Source organism: Nocardia salmonicida NBRC 13393 (assembly GCF_001613085.1).
GTDB classification, from domain to species: Bacteria; Actinomycetota; Actinomycetes; order Mycobacteriales; family Mycobacteriaceae; genus Nocardia; species Nocardia salmonicida.
Window position 1 is genome coordinate 159668 of the sequence record NZ_BDBR01000011.1, and the last position, 17251, is coordinate 176918.

At 68.0% G+C, this 17251-nt stretch carries 15 protein-coding genes; 4 read left to right on the forward strand and 11 right to left on the reverse strand.

The features are described 5' to 3' along the window. Positions 1–94: 94 nt before the first annotated feature. From rsmA to NS1_RS13905, 5 genes are all read right to left on the reverse strand, one after another. On the reverse strand, positions 95–979 hold the full coding sequence (rsmA, locus tag NS1_RS13885) for a 16S rRNA (adenine(1518)-N(6)/adenine(1519)-N(6))-dimethyltransferase RsmA (RefSeq protein ID WP_056813872.1): 885 nt from the start codon (positions 977–979) through the stop codon (positions 95–97). A gap of 34 nt (positions 980–1013) precedes the next feature. Continuing rightward, positions 1014–2168 (reverse strand): lipase family protein, encoded by a 1155-nt coding sequence (locus NS1_RS13890; protein ID WP_062984795.1) that lies wholly within the window; start codon positions 2166–2168, stop codon positions 1014–1016. An 84-nt stretch (positions 2169–2252) separates the two neighbouring features. Next, the gene (locus tag NS1_RS13895; RefSeq protein ID WP_062984797.1) at positions 2253–3404 is read right to left on the reverse strand and encodes an alpha/beta fold hydrolase; all 1152 of its coding nucleotides are present in this window, start codon (positions 3402–3404) and stop codon (positions 2253–2255) included. Positions 3405–3630: 226 nt separating this feature from the next. Next, a complete protein-coding gene (locus tag NS1_RS13900) occupies positions 3631–4758 on the reverse strand; it encodes a resuscitation-promoting factor (protein WP_062984799.1) in 1128 nt (375 codons plus the stop codon). A gap of 172 nt (positions 4759–4930) precedes the next feature. Beyond that, positions 4931–5785: a TatD family hydrolase gene (locus NS1_RS13905; protein WP_062984801.1), complete on the reverse strand. Its 855-nt coding sequence runs from the start codon at positions 5783–5785 to the stop codon at positions 4931–4933. Between the two features lies 1 nt (position 5786). Between NS1_RS13905 and metG the strand changes: the two genes are divergently transcribed. Next, on the forward strand, positions 5787–7355 hold the full coding sequence (gene metG, locus NS1_RS13910) for a methionine--tRNA ligase (protein WP_062984803.1): 1569 nt from the start codon (positions 5787–5789) through the stop codon (positions 7353–7355). A gap of 53 nt (positions 7356–7408) precedes the next feature. Here metG and NS1_RS13915 read toward each other — a convergent pair whose 3' ends face one another. Together NS1_RS13915 and soxR are read right to left on the reverse strand one after the other, a co-directional pair. Then, entirely contained in the window at positions 7409–8161 is a 753-nt protein-coding gene (locus NS1_RS13915) for an isocitrate lyase/PEP mutase family protein (RefSeq protein WP_062984805.1), read from the reverse strand. A gap of 33 nt (positions 8162–8194) precedes the next feature. Further along, positions 8195–8680 carry a redox-sensitive transcriptional activator SoxR gene (soxR, locus tag NS1_RS13920; protein WP_056813892.1) on the reverse strand — a complete coding sequence of 162 codons (486 nt, stop codon included), beginning with the start codon at positions 8678–8680 and terminating at the stop codon, positions 8195–8197. A 153-nt stretch (positions 8681–8833) separates the two neighbouring features. Between soxR and arcA the strand changes: the two genes are divergently transcribed. Then, positions 8834–10075 carry an arginine deiminase gene (gene arcA, locus NS1_RS13925; protein ID WP_062984807.1) on the forward strand — a complete coding sequence of 414 codons (1242 nt, stop codon included), beginning with the start codon at positions 8834–8836 and terminating at the stop codon, positions 10073–10075. Next, positions 10072–10440 (forward strand): GntR family transcriptional regulator, encoded by a 369-nt coding sequence (locus tag NS1_RS13930; protein WP_373864335.1) that lies wholly within the window; start codon positions 10072–10074, stop codon positions 10438–10440. The genes arcA and NS1_RS13930 overlap by 4 nt, the downstream gene beginning before the upstream one ends. An 87-nt stretch (positions 10441–10527) precedes the next feature. Here NS1_RS13930 and NS1_RS13935 read toward each other — a convergent pair whose 3' ends face one another. Further along, positions 10528–12132, reverse strand: coding sequence for a dolichyl-phosphate-mannose--protein mannosyltransferase (locus tag NS1_RS13935; RefSeq protein ID WP_255284525.1), 1605 nt, complete (start codon positions 12130–12132; stop codon positions 10528–10530). A gap of 191 nt (positions 12133–12323) precedes the next feature. Between NS1_RS13935 and rsmI the strand changes: the two genes are divergently transcribed. Further along, positions 12324–13154: a 16S rRNA (cytidine(1402)-2'-O)-methyltransferase gene (rsmI, locus tag NS1_RS13940; protein ID WP_255284526.1), complete on the forward strand. Its 831-nt coding sequence runs from the start codon at positions 12324–12326 to the stop codon at positions 13152–13154. Between the two features lie 16 nt (positions 13155–13170). Here rsmI and NS1_RS13945 read toward each other — a convergent pair whose 3' ends face one another. From NS1_RS13945 to NS1_RS13955, 3 genes are all read right to left on the reverse strand, one after another. Beyond that, positions 13171–14298 (reverse strand): glycosyltransferase, encoded by a 1128-nt coding sequence (locus NS1_RS13945; protein WP_062984811.1) that lies wholly within the window; start codon positions 14296–14298, stop codon positions 13171–13173. Positions 14299–14377: 79 nt separating this feature from the next. Then, the gene (locus NS1_RS13950) at positions 14378–15367 is read right to left on the reverse strand and encodes a GAF domain-containing protein (protein WP_062984813.1); all 990 of its coding nucleotides are present in this window, start codon (positions 15365–15367) and stop codon (positions 14378–14380) included. A 9-nt stretch (positions 15368–15376) separates the two neighbouring features. Further along, the gene (locus tag NS1_RS13955) at positions 15377–17194 is read right to left on the reverse strand and encodes a putative bifunctional diguanylate cyclase/phosphodiesterase (RefSeq protein ID WP_062984978.1); all 1818 of its coding nucleotides are present in this window, start codon (positions 17192–17194) and stop codon (positions 15377–15379) included. Positions 17195–17251 lie beyond the last annotated feature (57 nt).

Here is a 17251-nt window from a genome sequence, read left to right on the forward strand (position 1 = left end):
TATCCACAAGTGCTTTCACAGGGACCGCCCGACCCGTGCCGATGAACGGCCGGTGTACTGCGGGTTCTCCTGCGAGAAACTACGATTCGCGGACCTAAGTCGTCGCCGCCAACCGGACGAACGCCGCGGTTTCGAGGGTCTCCCCCCGCGCCGTCGGATCGATGCCCGCGGCGACGAGCCTGCGCTCGGCCTCGACGGGCGAGCCCGCCCATCCGGACAGCGCTGCCCGCAAGGTCTTTCGCCGCTGCGCGAAAGCCGCGTCGATCACCTCGAACACCCGGCGGCGATGCGCCTCGTCCATCGGCCACGGTGGTTCGACATAGCGGTCGATGCGCACCAGCCCCGATTCGACCCGCGGCACCGGCCAGAAGACCTGCGTCCCCACATGACCCGCGCGACGAACCTTACCGAAGAAACCCGCCTTGACGCTCGGCACCCCGTACACCCGATTACCGGGCTCGGCGGCCAGCCGGTCGGCCACCTCGGCCTGGACCATCACCAGCGACACCATGATGCTCGGCAACGTCGCGAGCAGGTGCAACAGCACGGGCACGGCCACGTTGTACGGCAGGTTCGCCACCAGCGCGGTCGGCACGGCGGGCAACTGCTCCGGGCGCACCCGCAGCGCGTCGGCCTCGACCACCCGCAGCCGCTCGACCAGGCCGGGCGCGCGATCGGCGACGGTTTCGGGCAGGTAGTTGGCCAGCACGGGGTCGATTTCGACGGCGACCACCTGATCGACCACGTCGAGCAGCGCCAACGTCAGCGAGCCGAGACCGGGACCGACCTCGAGCACGGTGTCGCCCGCACCGACACCGGCCGCGGACACGATGCGACGCACGGTATTGCCGTCGTGCACGAAGTTCTGTCCGAGTTGCTTGGTGGGTCGGACGCCGAAACGTTCGGCCAGCGTCCGGACCTCGACGGGACCGAGCAATGCGGCACGGCTACCTCGAGCGGAATTCTCTGGTTCGGACACCGCTAGAACCTACCAACCTCGCCGATGAGGCAGCTCAGCGCTGTGTCGGGGCGGCGTTGACGCGCGCGAGGAAACCGTCGATGGCGGCGAGCTGCTCGGGCGAGACCGAGCCGTGCTGGCCGGTGCCGGTGACCACCTGCTGATCGACGCCGTTGGCCGCGAGCTGGGCGACCAGCGCCGCGTGCAGTGGGGACGGCACGACCGTGTCGGTGACGTTCATCGTCAGCAGGATCGGGGCGTCGTAGCCGCTGGTCGGCAGCATCATGTACGCCGCGAGCGGCTCACGCAGCGGGGCGAGCGGGCGCGCCAGGAAATCGGCCGAGGTCACGCCCTTGGTCGCGGCGAGGATCTCGTCGAGGCACTGGGTGCCCGCGTCGTCGACGAGCGCCTTGCCGCGCTCCGTCAGATAGGAGTCCACATCGAGTTCCGGGTGCGTGGCGCGCAGCCCGGCCAGGATGCTGACGACGAACGACGTGGTGCCCGAAAGTCCGGGCGCCGACGGGATGTCCGGCCCGAGCAACGGCAGGATCTTCTCCACATCGGAGGCGGCGTCGATGGCGGCGGTGCCGCGGAAGTCCAGCTCGGGAGCGTATTCGGCTTGGACATGCGCCGCGCTCAGCGCCGCGTGACCGCCCTGGGAGGTGCCCGCCGCGGTCCAGGTCCGCGACAGTTCAGGGCTGGCGGCACGGGCCGCGCGAACCAGGTCGATCGTCGCGGTCGCCTCGCTGCGCACTTCCAGATACGGGTGGGGGCCGGTGTCGAAGCGGCCGAGGCCGAGGTAGTCGGGGGTGACCACGGCGAAGCCCTGGTCGACGAACCGCTTGATCAGCCGGTCCTCGGACGCGCGATGCAGCGGCAGCGGCGCGAGCTCCGGATCGGCCTGACCGCCGCATCCCGGGCCGGAGCCCGAAGTGCCGTGGGCATAGGCCACGATCGGCCAACCACCGGCCGGGGCTTCGCCTTCGGGGAGGAACATCGCGCCGCTGGCCGGGCGCTGGACGCCCGCCGAGTCGGTCATCCAGTATTCGACCGAGGAGCCCCTGTCGAGCCCGTGCCAGCCTGCGGGCTCGGCCCGCACCGAGATGAGTGAACCGGGGGTCTCGGCCGTTGCCGGGGTGAAGCCGGCGGCCGTGACAGCGCTCGCGGCCAGCGCGGCGACAACGGTCGCCCGAATCGGGTTCTTCAGCACAGTTCGGTCTCTCTACCAGGCGATCAAGATTTTGGACGAGTGTACAGATCAACGATCGTCGGGACCCCGAATGACAGAGAACCCTTAACCCGCGACGACCCGACCCAAGAACTCGTCGATCGCGGCCCACATCGCCGGATTCAGCTCGCAGTGACTGCCTGTCCCGACCACCGGTGTGTAGTCCACGCCGCCCGCGGTGAACTGCGCGGCCAGCGCCGCGTGGAGCGGCGAGGGCACCGTGCGGTCGGTGGCGTTGACCAGCAGCACGATCGGCGCGTCGTACCCACTGGTCGGGACGGTCATGTAGTCGGCCATCACCGAGCGCATGGGCTCGTCTCCGAGCGAGCGGCTGAGCATCTCGCCCAGCGTGAGATCGGCGACCCGGTCGTCGATGGCGTCGGAGCACAGGGCACCGATCTCGTCGACGACCTGACGGCCGAGCGGGCTCAGGTAACTGTCGACCTGCGCGTCCGGGCGAGCGGCTCGCAGTCCGGCCAGGATGCTGGCCGAGAACCCCAGGATTCCGCCGCTGAGGCGATCGGGGTTGCCCGGCCCGAGCAGCGTCGCCACCTTCTCCACGTCCGACTCCGGGTCGATCGCGATGGTCCCGCGGAAGTCCAGCTCCGGCGCGTAGCTCACCTGCCGATGCGCGGTGCCGAGCGCGGCCTGCCCACCCTGCGACATTCCCGTCGCCACCCAGACCGGCGACAGATCATCACGCACGGAATGCGCGGCCCGGAGCATATCGATCGTGGCAGTGGCCTCGGTGTCGATCCCGAGGTACGGATGCGGACCGGTGTCGAACCTGCCGAGACCCAGATAATCCGGCGCGACGACAGCGAACCCCTTCGACACCAGATGCCGCAGGAAAACATCCTGGCCCGCTTGCGCTTGCGGCCACGGCGCACCCGCCGGATCCGACTGCCCGCCACAGCCCGCGCCGAGTCCCGTGGTCCCGTGGTCGTAGGTGGCGATCGGCCAACCACCCGCGGGCGCGACCCCGGTCGGCAGATACAGCGCGCCACTCGCGGGCTGCGGCACACCCCCCACACCCCGCGTCCAGTAGTCGATGACCTGAGCCCCCGACATCCCATGGAACCCGTCGCCCTGCGGAACAACCGCGATCACCGTTCCCGGCGCGTCCGCGTGCGCCACCGTCACCGGCGCGCACACCCCGACCCCCGCCGACAGCACCACCGTGGCAATCGCACGCCACCAGGCCGAAACCGTAGACATCCCAACCACCCGTCGACTCGTTCAACGACCCGACCCCACCGCACGAGCACAGCAGACCCGGCGAAACGAGAGCACTGTACCGGCGGTCCCGCCTCTCCGCGTATTCAGCGTGCCGTCCGGAAGTCCGATTGTTCAGTTCTCGGCCTTGCGTGATTCACGTATCAAGTGGGAGGTAGCCGGGGAGTTACCCATGTTCCTGCGTGATCAGCTCAACGGTCTTGCTGGATCAGCTGATTCCCAAGCGTCCGGTGCAAGCAGGCCACGCGCCCCAGCCCTGCCGCGCCCGCGTCACCTCGGCGATCGCGATCTGTTCTTCCCGACTCGCCAGATCGGCGCGCGGCGCGTACTTCAACCCGCCCTGTCGTTCCCACGTGCTCTGATCGAACTGAATGCCGCCGTAGTAACCGTTGCCGGTGTTGATCCCCCAGTTCCCCGTCGACTCGCACTTGGCCAGCGCGTCCCACACAGCGCCGTCGCGCACCGGCGGCACCTCGGTGCCCGGCTTGGCGCCCTTACGAATCGTCTTGGGCTGCGCGGGCGTGATCACATTCGAATTCACCTGCACGCGTGAGGCTTCGGCACCGTTGACCATCCGCACCGCGAACGTCGCCTCGTGCAGACCGGGCATGCCCGGGTTCTCGACCACGGTGCGGCTCATGTTCATGGTCACGTCCTCGATCACCGTTTCGACGGGATCCAGGGGCAGGGTTTCGGTGCGCTGTTCGGTGTGCTGGCGCGTGACGACGACCCGCATGCCCTCGGCGAGCGGCGTCGTCGCGGCGGGCTCGGTGAAGTCCTCGTCCTTCAACGGAACGCCTGCGGCAGTGAGGAATTCACCGATGGTCGCGGCGGCGAGGCGCAGATCGATCGGGGCGGCGCCGCCGTCGACCAGCGAGATATTGCGCGGGGTGTACACGCTCAGTGCCGCACCGGCGAGGGGCAGCTTCTCGGTGCGGGACGGCAACACGTGGGTGTCGGACGGGATCTGCATCGACGCGAGCGCGTCGCCAGCGGTGGTGCCGGTGGTCCACACCATGCGCTCGACACCGTCGACGGTGACTGTGATCTCGCGGCCACGATTGAAAGTGATCGTGGCGCCGTCGCCGACCTTGGCGCCCGCGGCGGGAATCACCTCGTCGTGTTCGCCGATCTCGTAGCCCGCGTCGGCCAGAATGGCGCGCACATCGCGCGACATCGTCGAGAGCTCGGTCCGTTCGCCGTCGATGACCAGTGCCACCGTCTTGTGGTTCACGATCGCCAGTGAGGCGCCGACGAGAAGAATCAGCAGCATGGCCGCCACCGCTGCGAACAGCAGCGGTGAACGTGACGAGTTGATCCGCGCAAAAGCTGACATGATTACAGGACGATAACGGCGAGGTGCGCGGTAGACAACACCAGGCCGCCCGAACAGCGGGATCGTAGATCACAATTCGATATAGACAGCGCTGGTAGATAACAACGTGAGCGCACGAATGTGAGCCGACTCACGTTTAATGTCCAGCCCCCTGCCGAACAGACGAAACGGACTACCGAATCCGATACAGCCTGCGTGCGTTGGCGGTGGTGATCTCGGCCAGCGCCTGCGGGTCCTGTTCGCGCACTTCGGCCAGCGCGCGGACGGTGTACGGCAGGCAGTACGACTCGTTCGGCGCACCGCGATACGGGTGCGGGGTCAGATACGGCGCGTCGGTCTCCACCAGGATCTGGTCGTCGGGCACCAGCTTGGCGGCCTCTCGAAGTTCGTGCGCGTTCTTGAAACTCACGGTGCCGGAGAAGCTCAGCACGCACCCCTCCGCCACACAGGCCTCGGCCATCGTGGCGTCGGAGGAGAAGCAGTGGAAGATCACCGTGTCCGGCGCGCCCTCGTCGAGCAGCACCGTGAGCAGGTCGTGATCGGCTTCGCGGTTGTGGATCATCAGCGGTTTGCGCACGCGTTTGGCCAGGTCGATGTGCCAGCGGAACCCCTCGATCTGGGTTTCGACATCGGCGCAGCCGTCGAGCTTGCCCGGCCAGTAGTAGTCGAGGCCGGTCTCACCGACCGCGACCACGCGCGGGTCGGTGGCGAGGTGCTCGAGCTCGGCCTTGGCCTTGTCGTCGAGGGCGTTGGCCCGGGTCGGATGCAACGCGACGGCGGCGTACACCCGCGGATCCCACTGCGCAGCCCGCACGGCCCACTGCGCGGCCGCGAGATCGTCGGCCACGGTCACCACGTGCCCGACACCGGCCGAGGCGGCGCGGTCCACGATGGCCGTGGTCGACGCGGCATCGGTTGCGCCACAGGCATCGAGGTGGGTGTGGGCATCGATCAGGGGCGCGAGCGGCGTCGGAACTGGCGGAGCCGGACGATTCGTATTTGCCACCCGGATTACAGTAATGGGCATCATGAGTGCAGCCGGAGGCGCCGAGGCGCCCGCCTTCTACGTCACGACGGCCATCGCGTACCCGAACGGTGTGCCGCATATGGGCCACGCGTACGAGTACATCTCCACCGACGCGATCGCCCGCTTCAAGCGACTCGACGGTTACGACGTGTTCTTCATGACCGGCACCGACGAGCACGGTCAGAAGATGCAGCAGACCGCCGTCACCGAAGGCATCCCGGTGCAGGAGCTCGCGGCCCGCAATTCCGACGTCTTCGAGTCGATGGACAAGGCGCTCGACATCTCGTTCGACCGCTTCATCCGCACCACCGATGACGACCACATGGCCGCGAGCGTCGCCATCTGGGAACGGATGCTCGCCAATGGCGACATCTACCTCGACAACTACTCGGGTTGGTACTCGGTGCGCGACGAGGCCTTCTACAACGAGGACGAGACCACCCTCCTCGCCGACGGCACCCGCGAGTCCACCGAGACCAAGACCCCGGTCACCTGGACCGAGGAGTCGAACTACTTCTTCAAGCTCTCGCAGTACCAGGACAAGCTGCTCGCCCTCTACGAGGAGCGCCCCGAGTTCATCGCGCCCTCGACCCGGCGCAACGAGATCGTCAGCTACGTCAAGGCCGGTCTGAAGGATCTGTCGATCTCGCGCACCACCTTCGACTGGGGCGTTCCGGTCCCCGGCGAGCCCGACCACGTGATGTACGTGTGGGTCGACGCGCTCACCAATTACCTGACGGGCGTCGGCTTTCCGAACACCGACTCCGCCGCGTTCGAGAAGTTCTGGCCGGCGAACCTGCACATCATCGGCAAGGACATCACCCGCTTCCACACGGTGTACTGGCCCGCGTTCCTGATGTCGGCCGGGATCGCGCTGCCGGACCGGGTGTTCGTGCACGGGTTCCTGTACAACAAGGGCGAGAAGATGTCGAAGTCGACGGGCAATGTCGTCGACCCGCTCTCACTGGTGTCCACCTACGGCCTCGACCAGGTGCGTTTCTTCCTGCTGCGCGAGATCTCCTACGGCCAGGACGGCAGCTACAGCAACGACGCCATCGCGGGCCGGATCAACAGCGACCTGGCCAACGAGTTCGGCAACCTGGTCCAGCGCAGCCTGACCATGGTCAACAAGAACTGCGACGCCAAGTCCCCCACGCCCGGCGAGTTCACCGACGAAGACCGTGCGCTGCTCGACCGCGCGAACGGGCTGCTCGACAAGTGCCGCGCCGAGTTCGACGTCCAGCAGATGCACCTCGCCCTGGAGGCCATCTGGCTCACCCTCGGCGAAACCAACCGCTACTTCTCCGCCAATGCCCCCTGGGCACTGCGCAAGTCGGGCACCGAAGAAGACCTGGCCCGCATGGCGACGGTCCTCTACGTCACCCTCGAGGTGGTCCGCATCGTCGCCATCCTGGTCCAGCCGGTGATGCCCGGCTCCGCGGCCAAGATCCTGGACCTGCTCGCCCAGGAAGGCCGCACCTTCACCGATATCGCCACTCCCCTGGCCCCCGGTCTCGACCTGCCCGCGCCGGAACCGATCTTCCCGCGCTACATCGAGCCCAAGGAATAGTCGAACGAGCTGTGGCGCACGGCCTTTCGCCGTGCGCCACCTAGAGCCCGGCCCTATTTCCAGGCGGCCAGCAGGTTGCTCGCTTCGGCGCCCAGCGCGGCCTGCAGGAATGGGCCGAAGCTGATACGGGCTACGCCGAGTTCGGCGAAGTAGTCCTTGGCCGGTGCGCCCGGCTGGCCGATCGCGTTGACCGGCAACGGCAGATCGGTGGTGAGCCTGCGCAGGTCGGCATCGGCGTGCTTGCCCACGGGATAGAGCACGTCGGCGCCCGCTTCGGCGGCCAGAGTCAGCCGGGCGATGGCGCGGTCGAGGCGGTCGGCCTCGTCGCCGTCTTGACGCAGGAACAGGTCGGTGCGGGCGTTGACCACGACATGCACGCCCGCCGCGTCGGCGGCTTCGCGCAGACCGCGGACCAGATCGGCGTGTTCGGCGGGCGATCGCAGGCGCTTGCCTTCGCTGTGGACCGTGTCCTCGATATTGAGGCCGACGGCGCCCGCGGCGAGCAGGCCGTCGATGAGCTGCAGCGGTTCGAGGCCGTAGCCGGATTCGATGTCGACCGAGACCGGGAGCTCGACGGATCCGGTGACCTGGGTGACGCGGGCGAGGAGCTCATCGAAGCTCATGCCCTCGCCGTCGGCGCGACCGATCGAGTCGGCGACCGGATGGCTGCCCATGGTCAATCCCGAAAAACCAGCGGCCACAGCGACATTCGCCGACCACGCGTCCCACACCGTCGGCAGCACCACCGGATTTCCCGGACGGTGCAGTTCGAGCAGAGTCTTCGCCTTGGCATCCAGAGAAGTCATACCCGCGATGATGCCCCAGGCATCCGACAAGAGCTAGACACAGCCGGATTTGGGCGGGCAGTTCAGCTGAACATCGAGCACGCGCGCGCCGGGGCCCTCCGCGCCGAGGCGGTCGTGCTCGTTGACGAGCTTGCACGAGCCGAGCGAGAGGCAGCCGCAGCCGATGCAGCCGGTCAGATTGTCGCGCAGGCGCACCAGCTGGGTGATGCGATCGTCGAGATCTTCGCGCCACGTGGTCGACAGGGTCTCCCAGTCGCGACGGGTGGGTGTGCGGCCCTCGGGGAGACGATCCAGTGCCGAACGGATCTCGCTGAGCGGGATCCCCACCCGCTGCGAGATGCGAATGAAGGCGACCCGACGCAATGTCTCGCGAGAATATCGACGTTGATTGCCACTGGTTCGACGGCTCGATATGAGACCTTCGCGTTCGTAGAAGTGCAACGCGGACACTGCAACTCCACTACGATCGGAAAGCTGCCCGGGGGTCAGCTCCTTCGTTTGCCAATCGGCCATCGTCATCTATAGCTCCTCCCACTACCACCTAAACAATACTTCAGGTATTCGTGTCGTGTACGAAAAATGGGCGGAACACGTGTCAGAGGCGAGCACGCCGTGGCCGAACCCAGCGCGTTGCGGCTCGCAGACACGCCGTCCTCGCATTACGGTTTGCCAATGGGAACCGCCCCCGACTCGCGCCTGACCGTCACCTCCGAGGTCGGCCAGCTACGGACGGTGCTGCTGCACCGCCCCGGCGCAGAACTACGCCGCCTCACCCCGAGCAACAACGACCAGCTGCTTTTCGACGGAATCCCCTGGGTCGAACGCGCACAAGCCGAACACGACGCCTTCGCCACCGTACTGCGCGACCGCGGCGTAGAAGTGCTGTTGTTGGCAGATCTGCTGACCGAAACCCTCAGCGCCAGTGGAGCAGCCAGGATCCAGGGCATCTCGGCGGCGGTCCACGCCCGCAGGCTCGGCCACGGCCTGGCCGACCAGCTCGCCGCCGAACTGCGCAAATTCGACGCCCGCGCGCTCGCCGACATCCTGATGGCCGGGATGACCTTCGACGAGCTGCCGTTCGGCCCCGACGCCACCTCACTGGTGCGGCGCATGCACCACGGCAGCGACTTCGTCATCGATCCGCTGCCGAATCTGCTGTTCACCCGCGATTCCTCGTTCTGGGTCGGCCCGAAGGTCGCGATCACCTCGCTGGCGCTGCCCGCCCGCAGCCGCGAGACCTCCATCACCGATCTCGTCTACGCGTTCCATCCGCGCTTCCTCGGCGTGCGCAGGGCCTACGAATCGCATACCGCGCCGATCGAGGGCGGCGATGTGCTGCTGCTCGCCAAAGGCGTTGTCGCCGTGGGCGTCGGCGAGCGGACCACGCCCGCGGGCGCGGAAGCGTTGGCGCGCAGCCTGTTCGACGACGATCTCGCGCACACCGTCCTGGTGGTGCCGATCGCGCAGAATCGGGCGACCATGCATCTGGACACCGTCTGCACCATGGTCGACACCGACGCGGTGGTGATGTACCCGGGCGTGCGGAAATCGCTGGAGGCGTTCACGATCCGCCGCGAGGACGGCTTCTCCGGACGCGGTGACCTCGAACGCATCAGCATCAGCGGACCCGAACCCTTCCTGCCCGCCGCCGCCAAGGCGATGGGCATCCCGAAGCTGCGGGTGATCGACACCGGCCGCGACGGACCCGACGCCGAACGCGAACAGTGGGACGACGGCAACAACACCCTCGCCCTCGAGCCAGGGGTGGTCGTGGCCTACGAACGCAACGAGATGACCAACTCGCGCCTGACCGAGGCGGGTATCGAGGTCGTCACCATCAGCGGCTCGGAGCTGGGCTCCGGCCGCGGCGGCCCCCGCTGCATGTCCTGCCCGCTGTCCCGAGACGAGGTGTGAGCACCGTGTTCCACGTCGAGCTGTCCACTGATTCCACCCAGCCGCCCTACGAGCAGTTGCGCACGGCCGTGATCGAACAGGTCCGCGCGGGCACGCTCACCGCGGGCACCAAGATTCCCACGGTCCGCGCACTGGCCGCCGACCTCGGCATCGCCCCCAACACCGTCGCCCGCGCCTACCGTGAGCTCGAAGCGGACGGCGTCCTCGAAACCCGTGGCCGCCAAGGTTCTTTCATCGCCTCCTCCGGCGACCCGACCCGCGACATAGCCAGCCGCGCCGCCGTCGACTACGTCACGACCACCCGACGACTCGGCCTCGACGACGCAGACGCCCTAGATCTCGTCCATCAAATACTGAACACCTGAACGACGCACGAATCTTGATCCGCCGGTCGCGTCCACACCGGACAACAACCTGAGTCCGGCCTGAATACCCGGAGAGGCGGAGGAGCCCTATCGCCAACTCGGCAGCCAGAGGTGGTCCTGCCAGTTCTGCGGCGTGATCGCCTGACCCGTGAGGATCGGCCACAGCCAGACGAAGTTGGCGATCACCAAGCCCAGATAGATGCTCACGATCAGCAGGCCGAGGGCGTAGCGCTCGTTCACCGGGGCGGGCAGATAGGTGCCCGTGGGACTGCGCGGTAGCCCCGCGGGTCGCGCCGATCCGAGGATGTCACCGAGCGCCAGCGCCATCCCCATCACCAGGAACGGTGCGAGCACCACCGCGTAGAAGAAGTACATCTGCCGGTCCAGCGTCAGGAACCACGGCAGCAGCCCGGCGCCGTAGCCCACCAGCACCGCCGCGTAGCGCCAGTCGCGGCGCACGATCGAACGCCACACCATCCAGCCGATCAGGGGCAGTGCCAGCCACCACAGCGCGGGCGTACCGACGGCCATCACGGCCTTCACACACTGCGCTTCGCCGCAACCGGTGACCGTGCCGTCGGCGTAGTAGTAGAGCATCGGGCGCAGGCCCATGGGCCAGGTCCACGGCTTGGATTCCCACGGATGGTGGTTGCCCGCCGAATTGGTGAGGCTGGAGTGGAAGTCGAGGGTCTCGCCCTGGTAGTACCAGAGCGAGCGCAGGGCGTCGGGCAGGAACGCGAACGTGCCGCCGCTGCCGACCTGATTGCCCACCGCGTACCGGAACACCCCGTTCTCGCTGGCGAACCACGCCCAATACGAGGACAGATAGACCACCAGCGGAATCACCACCAGCGCGTACAGCGCGGGCCCCACGTCGCGGATCATCGTGCCGAGCCACGGCCTGCGCACCCCGTACGCGCGGCGCGCGCTCACGTCGAAGGCCACGCTCAGCAGGCCGAAGAACATGATGTAGTAGATGCCCGACCATTTGGTGCCGCACGCCAGCCCGAGCAGCACTCCCGCGCCGAACCGCCACCAGCGCACGCCGAGTCGCGGGCCCCAGTCCGAGACGCCGACCCGGCCTGCCAGATCCGCGCGAGCCATACGTTCGCGGACTTCGTCGCGGTCGACTATCAGACAGCCGAAAGCGGCGGTGACCAGCAGCGACATGAAGATGTCGAGCATGCCGATACGGGAGGAGACGAAGGTCAGCCCCTCGGCGATGAGCAGCACTCCCGCGAACGCGCCGATCAGCGTGGACCGTGCCATCCGGCGCACGATCCGCACCACGAGCAGCACCAGGATCGTGCCCGCCAGCGCCGCGGTGCCGCGCCAGCCCCACGCGTTGTAGCCGAAGATCGCCTCGCTGATGGCGATGAACTGTTTGCCGACGGGTGGGTGTACCACCAGGCCGTAGGCGGGGTTGTCCTCCACACCGCCGCCGGTGACCATCTGCCAGGCCTGTGGGGCGTAGTGCTTCTCGTCGAAGACGGGAGTGCGCGCATCGGTCGGATAGTTCAGGTTGACGAACCTGGTCAGCGCCGCGATGAAGGTGAGCACCGCGGTGACCAGCCAACCACGCGCGGTGTCGAGCGGGCCGAAATCGGCGGCCGGGCGCAGCGGCGCGGGACTCACCAACGCCGACACCGGACGCGACGGGGGCATCGCGCGCTCATCGGTCACCGGGATCACGCCCCGATCGTAGGCGGTACGCCCACCGAAGTCCGACCCGACACTGCGCCCCCTCGTTTCCCCACCTACGCGCGCACAGGGCCCGCGCGCTCGCCTGACAGAATGGATCGGGCGCCATCTGCTCATCGCACGCACCGCTCGCCGTACTGATCGCCTGCGGCCCCAAAATACCGGAGAGGCGGGACAACACTGTGTTGGTCTTAGCGGCAACCCCCATGGGCGATATCGGCGACGCGTCGCAGCGACTGCGCGACGCGCTCGGTTCGGCCGACGTGGTCGCCGCCGAGGACACCCGCCGCACGAAATCACTCGCGAAGTCGCTCGGCGTCGAGATCACCGGCCGCGTCGTGAGCTTCTACGACCACGTGGAAACCGCCCGCATCCCCGCCCTGCTCGACGATCTCGCGAGCGGCCTGACAGTCCTGCTGGTGACCGACGCGGGCATGCCATCAGTGAGCGACCCCGGCTACCGCCTGGTCGCCGCCGCCGTCGAACGCGATCTCCCGGTTACCTGCCTGCCCGGCCCCTCCGCGGTCACCACCGCGTTGGCCCTGTCCGGCCTGCCGGTGGAACGCTTCTGCTTCGACGGCTTCGCTCCGCGTAAGGGCGGTCAGCGCCGAGAGTGGCTGCGCACCTTGGCCTCCGAACAACGGGCCATCGTCTTCTTCGAAGCCCCCCACCGCCTCGCCGAGTGCATGACCGACGCGGTCACCGTCCTCGGCCCCGACCGCCGTGCCGCCATCTGCCGCGAACTCACCAAGACCTATGAGGAAGTCGTGCGCGGCACCCTCGGTGAACTGGCCGCCTGGGCCGCCGACGGGGCCCGCGGTGAGATCACCGTGGTTCTCGAAGGCTCCCAACCGGTTTCGGCCGAGCCCGCCGAATTGGTCGACGAGGTCGAGACATTGGTGGCCGGTGGAATGCGGCTCAAGGACGCCTGCGCCGAAGTCTCGGCGGGCCGAGGCGCCTCCCGTCGCGAGCTCTACGACGCCGTCCTGGCCGCCCGGTCCGCCGAAGCCTGACCACGCCGCCGGGGCCTCAGCGCCCCAGCACCGCGAGCATCCCCGCGACCGCGCGCGGCCAGCCGAACTGTTCGGCGCGGGAGCGGGCGGCGAGGCGGCGGCCGGAGGTCGGCATGGCCAGGACGTCGGTGACGGCTCGGGCGAAGGCCCGGGGTCGGTCCGCGGCGATGGCTCCGCATTCGGCGGTGACGATGTCGGCGAGCGCGGAGGAACGGCTGGCCACTACCGGGGTGCCCGCGGCCAATGCTTCCAGGGCCGCGAGGCCGAAGGTTTCGTGCGGGCCGGGCGCCAAGGAAACATCCGCGGTGGCAAGGAGTTTCGCCACCATCGCGCGCTCGCTGATGAAGCCGGTGAAGTGGACCGCCGGTTCACCACCGGGGAGGGCAGGCAGGGTGCGGGCGCGGCGTTCGAGTGATTCGCGGCGAGGACCGTCACCCGCGACGACCAGCCGGGCGGGTACCCCGGCCCGGTGCAGGGCGCCGACCGCTTCGATGCTGCGGTCCACGCGCTTCTCCACCGACAGTCGTCCGCAGTGCACCAGCATCGGATGTCCGTCGACCCCGAGATCGGCACGCAGGCCGAGGTCACGGCGGCGTGGACTGAACAGGTCGAGGTCGACGCCGAGCGGCACCAGTTCCACGTTCGGCGCACCGATCCGCAGGAACTCCTCGCGCGCGAAATCGGTGGTGCACACGACCATGTCGAAGTCGGCGGCCGTGCGCCGATTGGCCACATCGGCGCAGCGGCGCGCGGCGGGCCCTGGCAGGAACTGGCCGAGCAGCCGGTCGAGGCGCTCGTGCGAGATCATCACGCTCGCCACCCCACGACGCCCCGCCCACCGACCGAAACCACGCAGCGTGAGCCGGTCCGACACCTCGAGTACATCCGGCGACAACCCGGACAGCGCATCGGCCACCCGCCGCGGATCAGCCGCCCGATAACCACCGGTCCACGGAATCCCCAATGCGGGCAAGGTAATTCGCAGCGCGCCCGTGGGCAGCACCTCTTCCGAACGACGCGACCCCGGCACGATCAGCACCACCTCGTGCCCCGCTGCCACATATCCCTCACCCAGGTGGTGCAGGGCAGTGCGCAACCCACCCGATCGCGGGCCATAGAAATTGGCTAGCTGCACGATGCGCACCCGCCGATCGTCGCGCCGCGCGGGTTACCTACGGCTCCCGCCCGAGGAACGGGAGGTGAACAGCGTCGAAAGATGCGGCTCAGTGGTCGTCGGGCGAACCGTCACCGGCTGACCACACCCGCAGCAGCCCGTGCCCCACACCCATGGCAACCAATTCGGCCCGCGCCGTGATCCACTCCCCGTTGACGAACCGCAGCCGCAGCGACAGCTGCCTGGCGGTGCCGGGGGCGCGGGCCAGGTCGTGGCAGGCGGTCCGCAGCACGGCGAGATCGTCGAGGTCGATGGTGGGGCGCTCTACCAGCCAGCGATCCAGCGGCGGCAGCGGTGGACCGGCCCATTCGTAGATCAGCGCGCTGGTCAACTCGATGATGCCGACGCCGACGCCGCTGCACTGCGAGACGGCGCGCAGCATGGCCGCGTCGGGATCGGCGGCGGGCCGTGCCGTGTCGAGTTCTGGAATCGCGTGCATCAGCGCGCTGATCCGGCGGTGTGCGGGCACCGCCCTGGTGATCATCTGGAAGTGGCGGACCTCGTCGTCGTCGCCGACCATGTCGACCTCGCCCTGCCACTGTCCACCGTCGTCGAGCTGCGCGACCATCGTGAAGTAATCGATGCGCCCGTCGAAGCGCGCCATCCGACCGAACGCTTCGGGCGGGGTGCGAATCACCCGTACCTGCTCGGGATCCCTGGCGAATACGAGTTCCTCCAAACCCGGGCCGTGATGGGCGAGTTCGGTGTCGGCGTCCCAATCCCACGCGGCGACCCGCCGCGGTGGCGGGATCGGGGCATCGGCGGCCCCGGCCCACAGTCGCACCCCGTGGACGCCGCCGAAAGCGCACTGAACCGGCTCGGTCACGACCACCGTGTCCGCCTCGACCACGTGTCGAGGTCCTGCGCCCGCCTGGCAATGCCGCACCGCCTCCTCCGCGATCCCTGCTCGGGACGGGCCGAGAACGCGACGCAGCGAGCCGAGCCCGGACCAATGCCTCGGGTGCACGCCCGCGGCAACCACCGTCGGTTCACCACCGGGAACGAGGGTCTCCACCAGAAGCCAATCGTCGGTCGGCATCGCCGCGATTCAGCTCGACGCCACGCCGCGGCCAGCCCGCGGCAGGTCGAGGTCGAGCGGGATACGGCCCTCACGCAGATGCGATTCCACTTCCTCGCTCGGCATCGGGCGGGCGATGAGGAACCCCTGCGCGCGGTAACAGCCGAGGCCGACCAGCGTTCTGGCCGCCATCGGCGTCTCCACACCCTCGCCGACCACGCCGAGGCCGAACGACCCGGCCAATCCGATGATCGACTTCACGATCGCTAAATCATCGTCGCTGTCACCGAGGCGCTGCACGAAACCGCGATCGATTTTCACGGCGTCGACGGGCAGCGCCTTGAGGTGCGAGAGCGAGCTGTAGCCGGTACCGAAATCGTCGATGGCGATCTGTACGCCCATTCGTTTGAGGCCGCGCAGGGTGAGCCTGGTTCGCACCAGATCCTGCACAACGACGTGCTCGGTGATTTCCAGGCAGACCGAGCTGCCATCGATGCCGTACAGGCGAAGAATGTCCTCGATGCGCTCGACGAAATCGGCGCTGACCAGCTGGACCGGCGACACATTGATCCGGATCACCACGTTGGCGGCAAGCCCACGGCGGCGCCAATCGGCAAATTGCGAACAGGCCGAACGGATCACCCACCGGCCGAGCTCGCCCGCCAGGTTGGTGGCCTCGGCCACGGCCACGAACGCACCCGGTGGCAACAGCCCTCGGGTCGGATGCTGCCAGCGCACCAGCGCTTCCAGTGCCACGATCCGTCCGGTGCGCAGGTCGACCTCGGGCTGATAGTGCAGCACCATCGATCCGTCGGACACCGCGCTGCGCAGGTTGACCTCGACGTCGTCCTGTAACTCGAACTGGACCCGCATGGCATCGGTGAACACCGCGATGCCGTTGCCACCGCCGGATTTCGCCGAGAGCAACGCGTGGTCGGCACGACGCAACACGTCCGACACCGTCGTCTCACCGGGCACACCGAGTGCGACGCCCACGCTGACCCCGCGGCTCACCGATTCCTGCCCGACCGAGACCCGGCGTCCGACCAGCTCCTGGATCCTGTTCGCTTCCAGTTCGGCGGCCACCGCGTCCATAGTCTTGGCAGGCACGATGACGAACTCGTCACCGCCGAGGCGCGCGATCATGTCCTCTGGCGCGAAGTTCTTGCGCAATCGGGCCGCGAGCGTGCGAATGAAATTGTCGCCGGCGTTGTGGCCGAGGAAGTCGTTGAGTGCTTTGAGTCGATCGAGATCGAGGAAGAAGGTCGCGACCGGACCTTGGTTGCCCGGCGCGAGCCGTTCCTCCATGTGCTCGAGCAACGCGCGCCGATTCGCCAGGCCGGTGAGATCGTCGTGTGAGGCGATGTAACGCAGCCGGTCCTCGGCTTCCACCCTGGCCTGTAACTGCGCGAACAAGGCGGCGATGGCCTTGAGCACATTGACCTCACGGGTGGTCCACGCACGGTCTCCGCGCCGGACGAAGCCGAGCGCGCCGGTGGACACCCCACGGGAGACCAGGGGAACGCACGCGGTCACCATCGAGGGCATACCGGTGCTCTGCCGGATCATTTCCTGGTAGTCGGGGTACTCGTCACCACGGCTGACGAGGATTGGTTCGACGGCGTTCTCACTGGCCAGAAACAGCGAATCGGCCTCGGCGAACTCGATGACGCGTAGCGGGTCAGGCTCGGGCACGTACGGTCGGCGCGGCCACTCGGCGATCAGCACCGTCTGGCGCAGCTCGCGAACGGTGTGGCGCAGGTAGGCGAACTCCACGTCGAAGTAGTCGACCAGGCTCGCGAGAACGCGTTCACTGGCTGCGACCATGGTCGTGGCGTCGACACCCATCAACTCCGAGGCGACCTGCGTCACCAACGAGTCGAGGTTTCGCCGAGGCACCGTTTC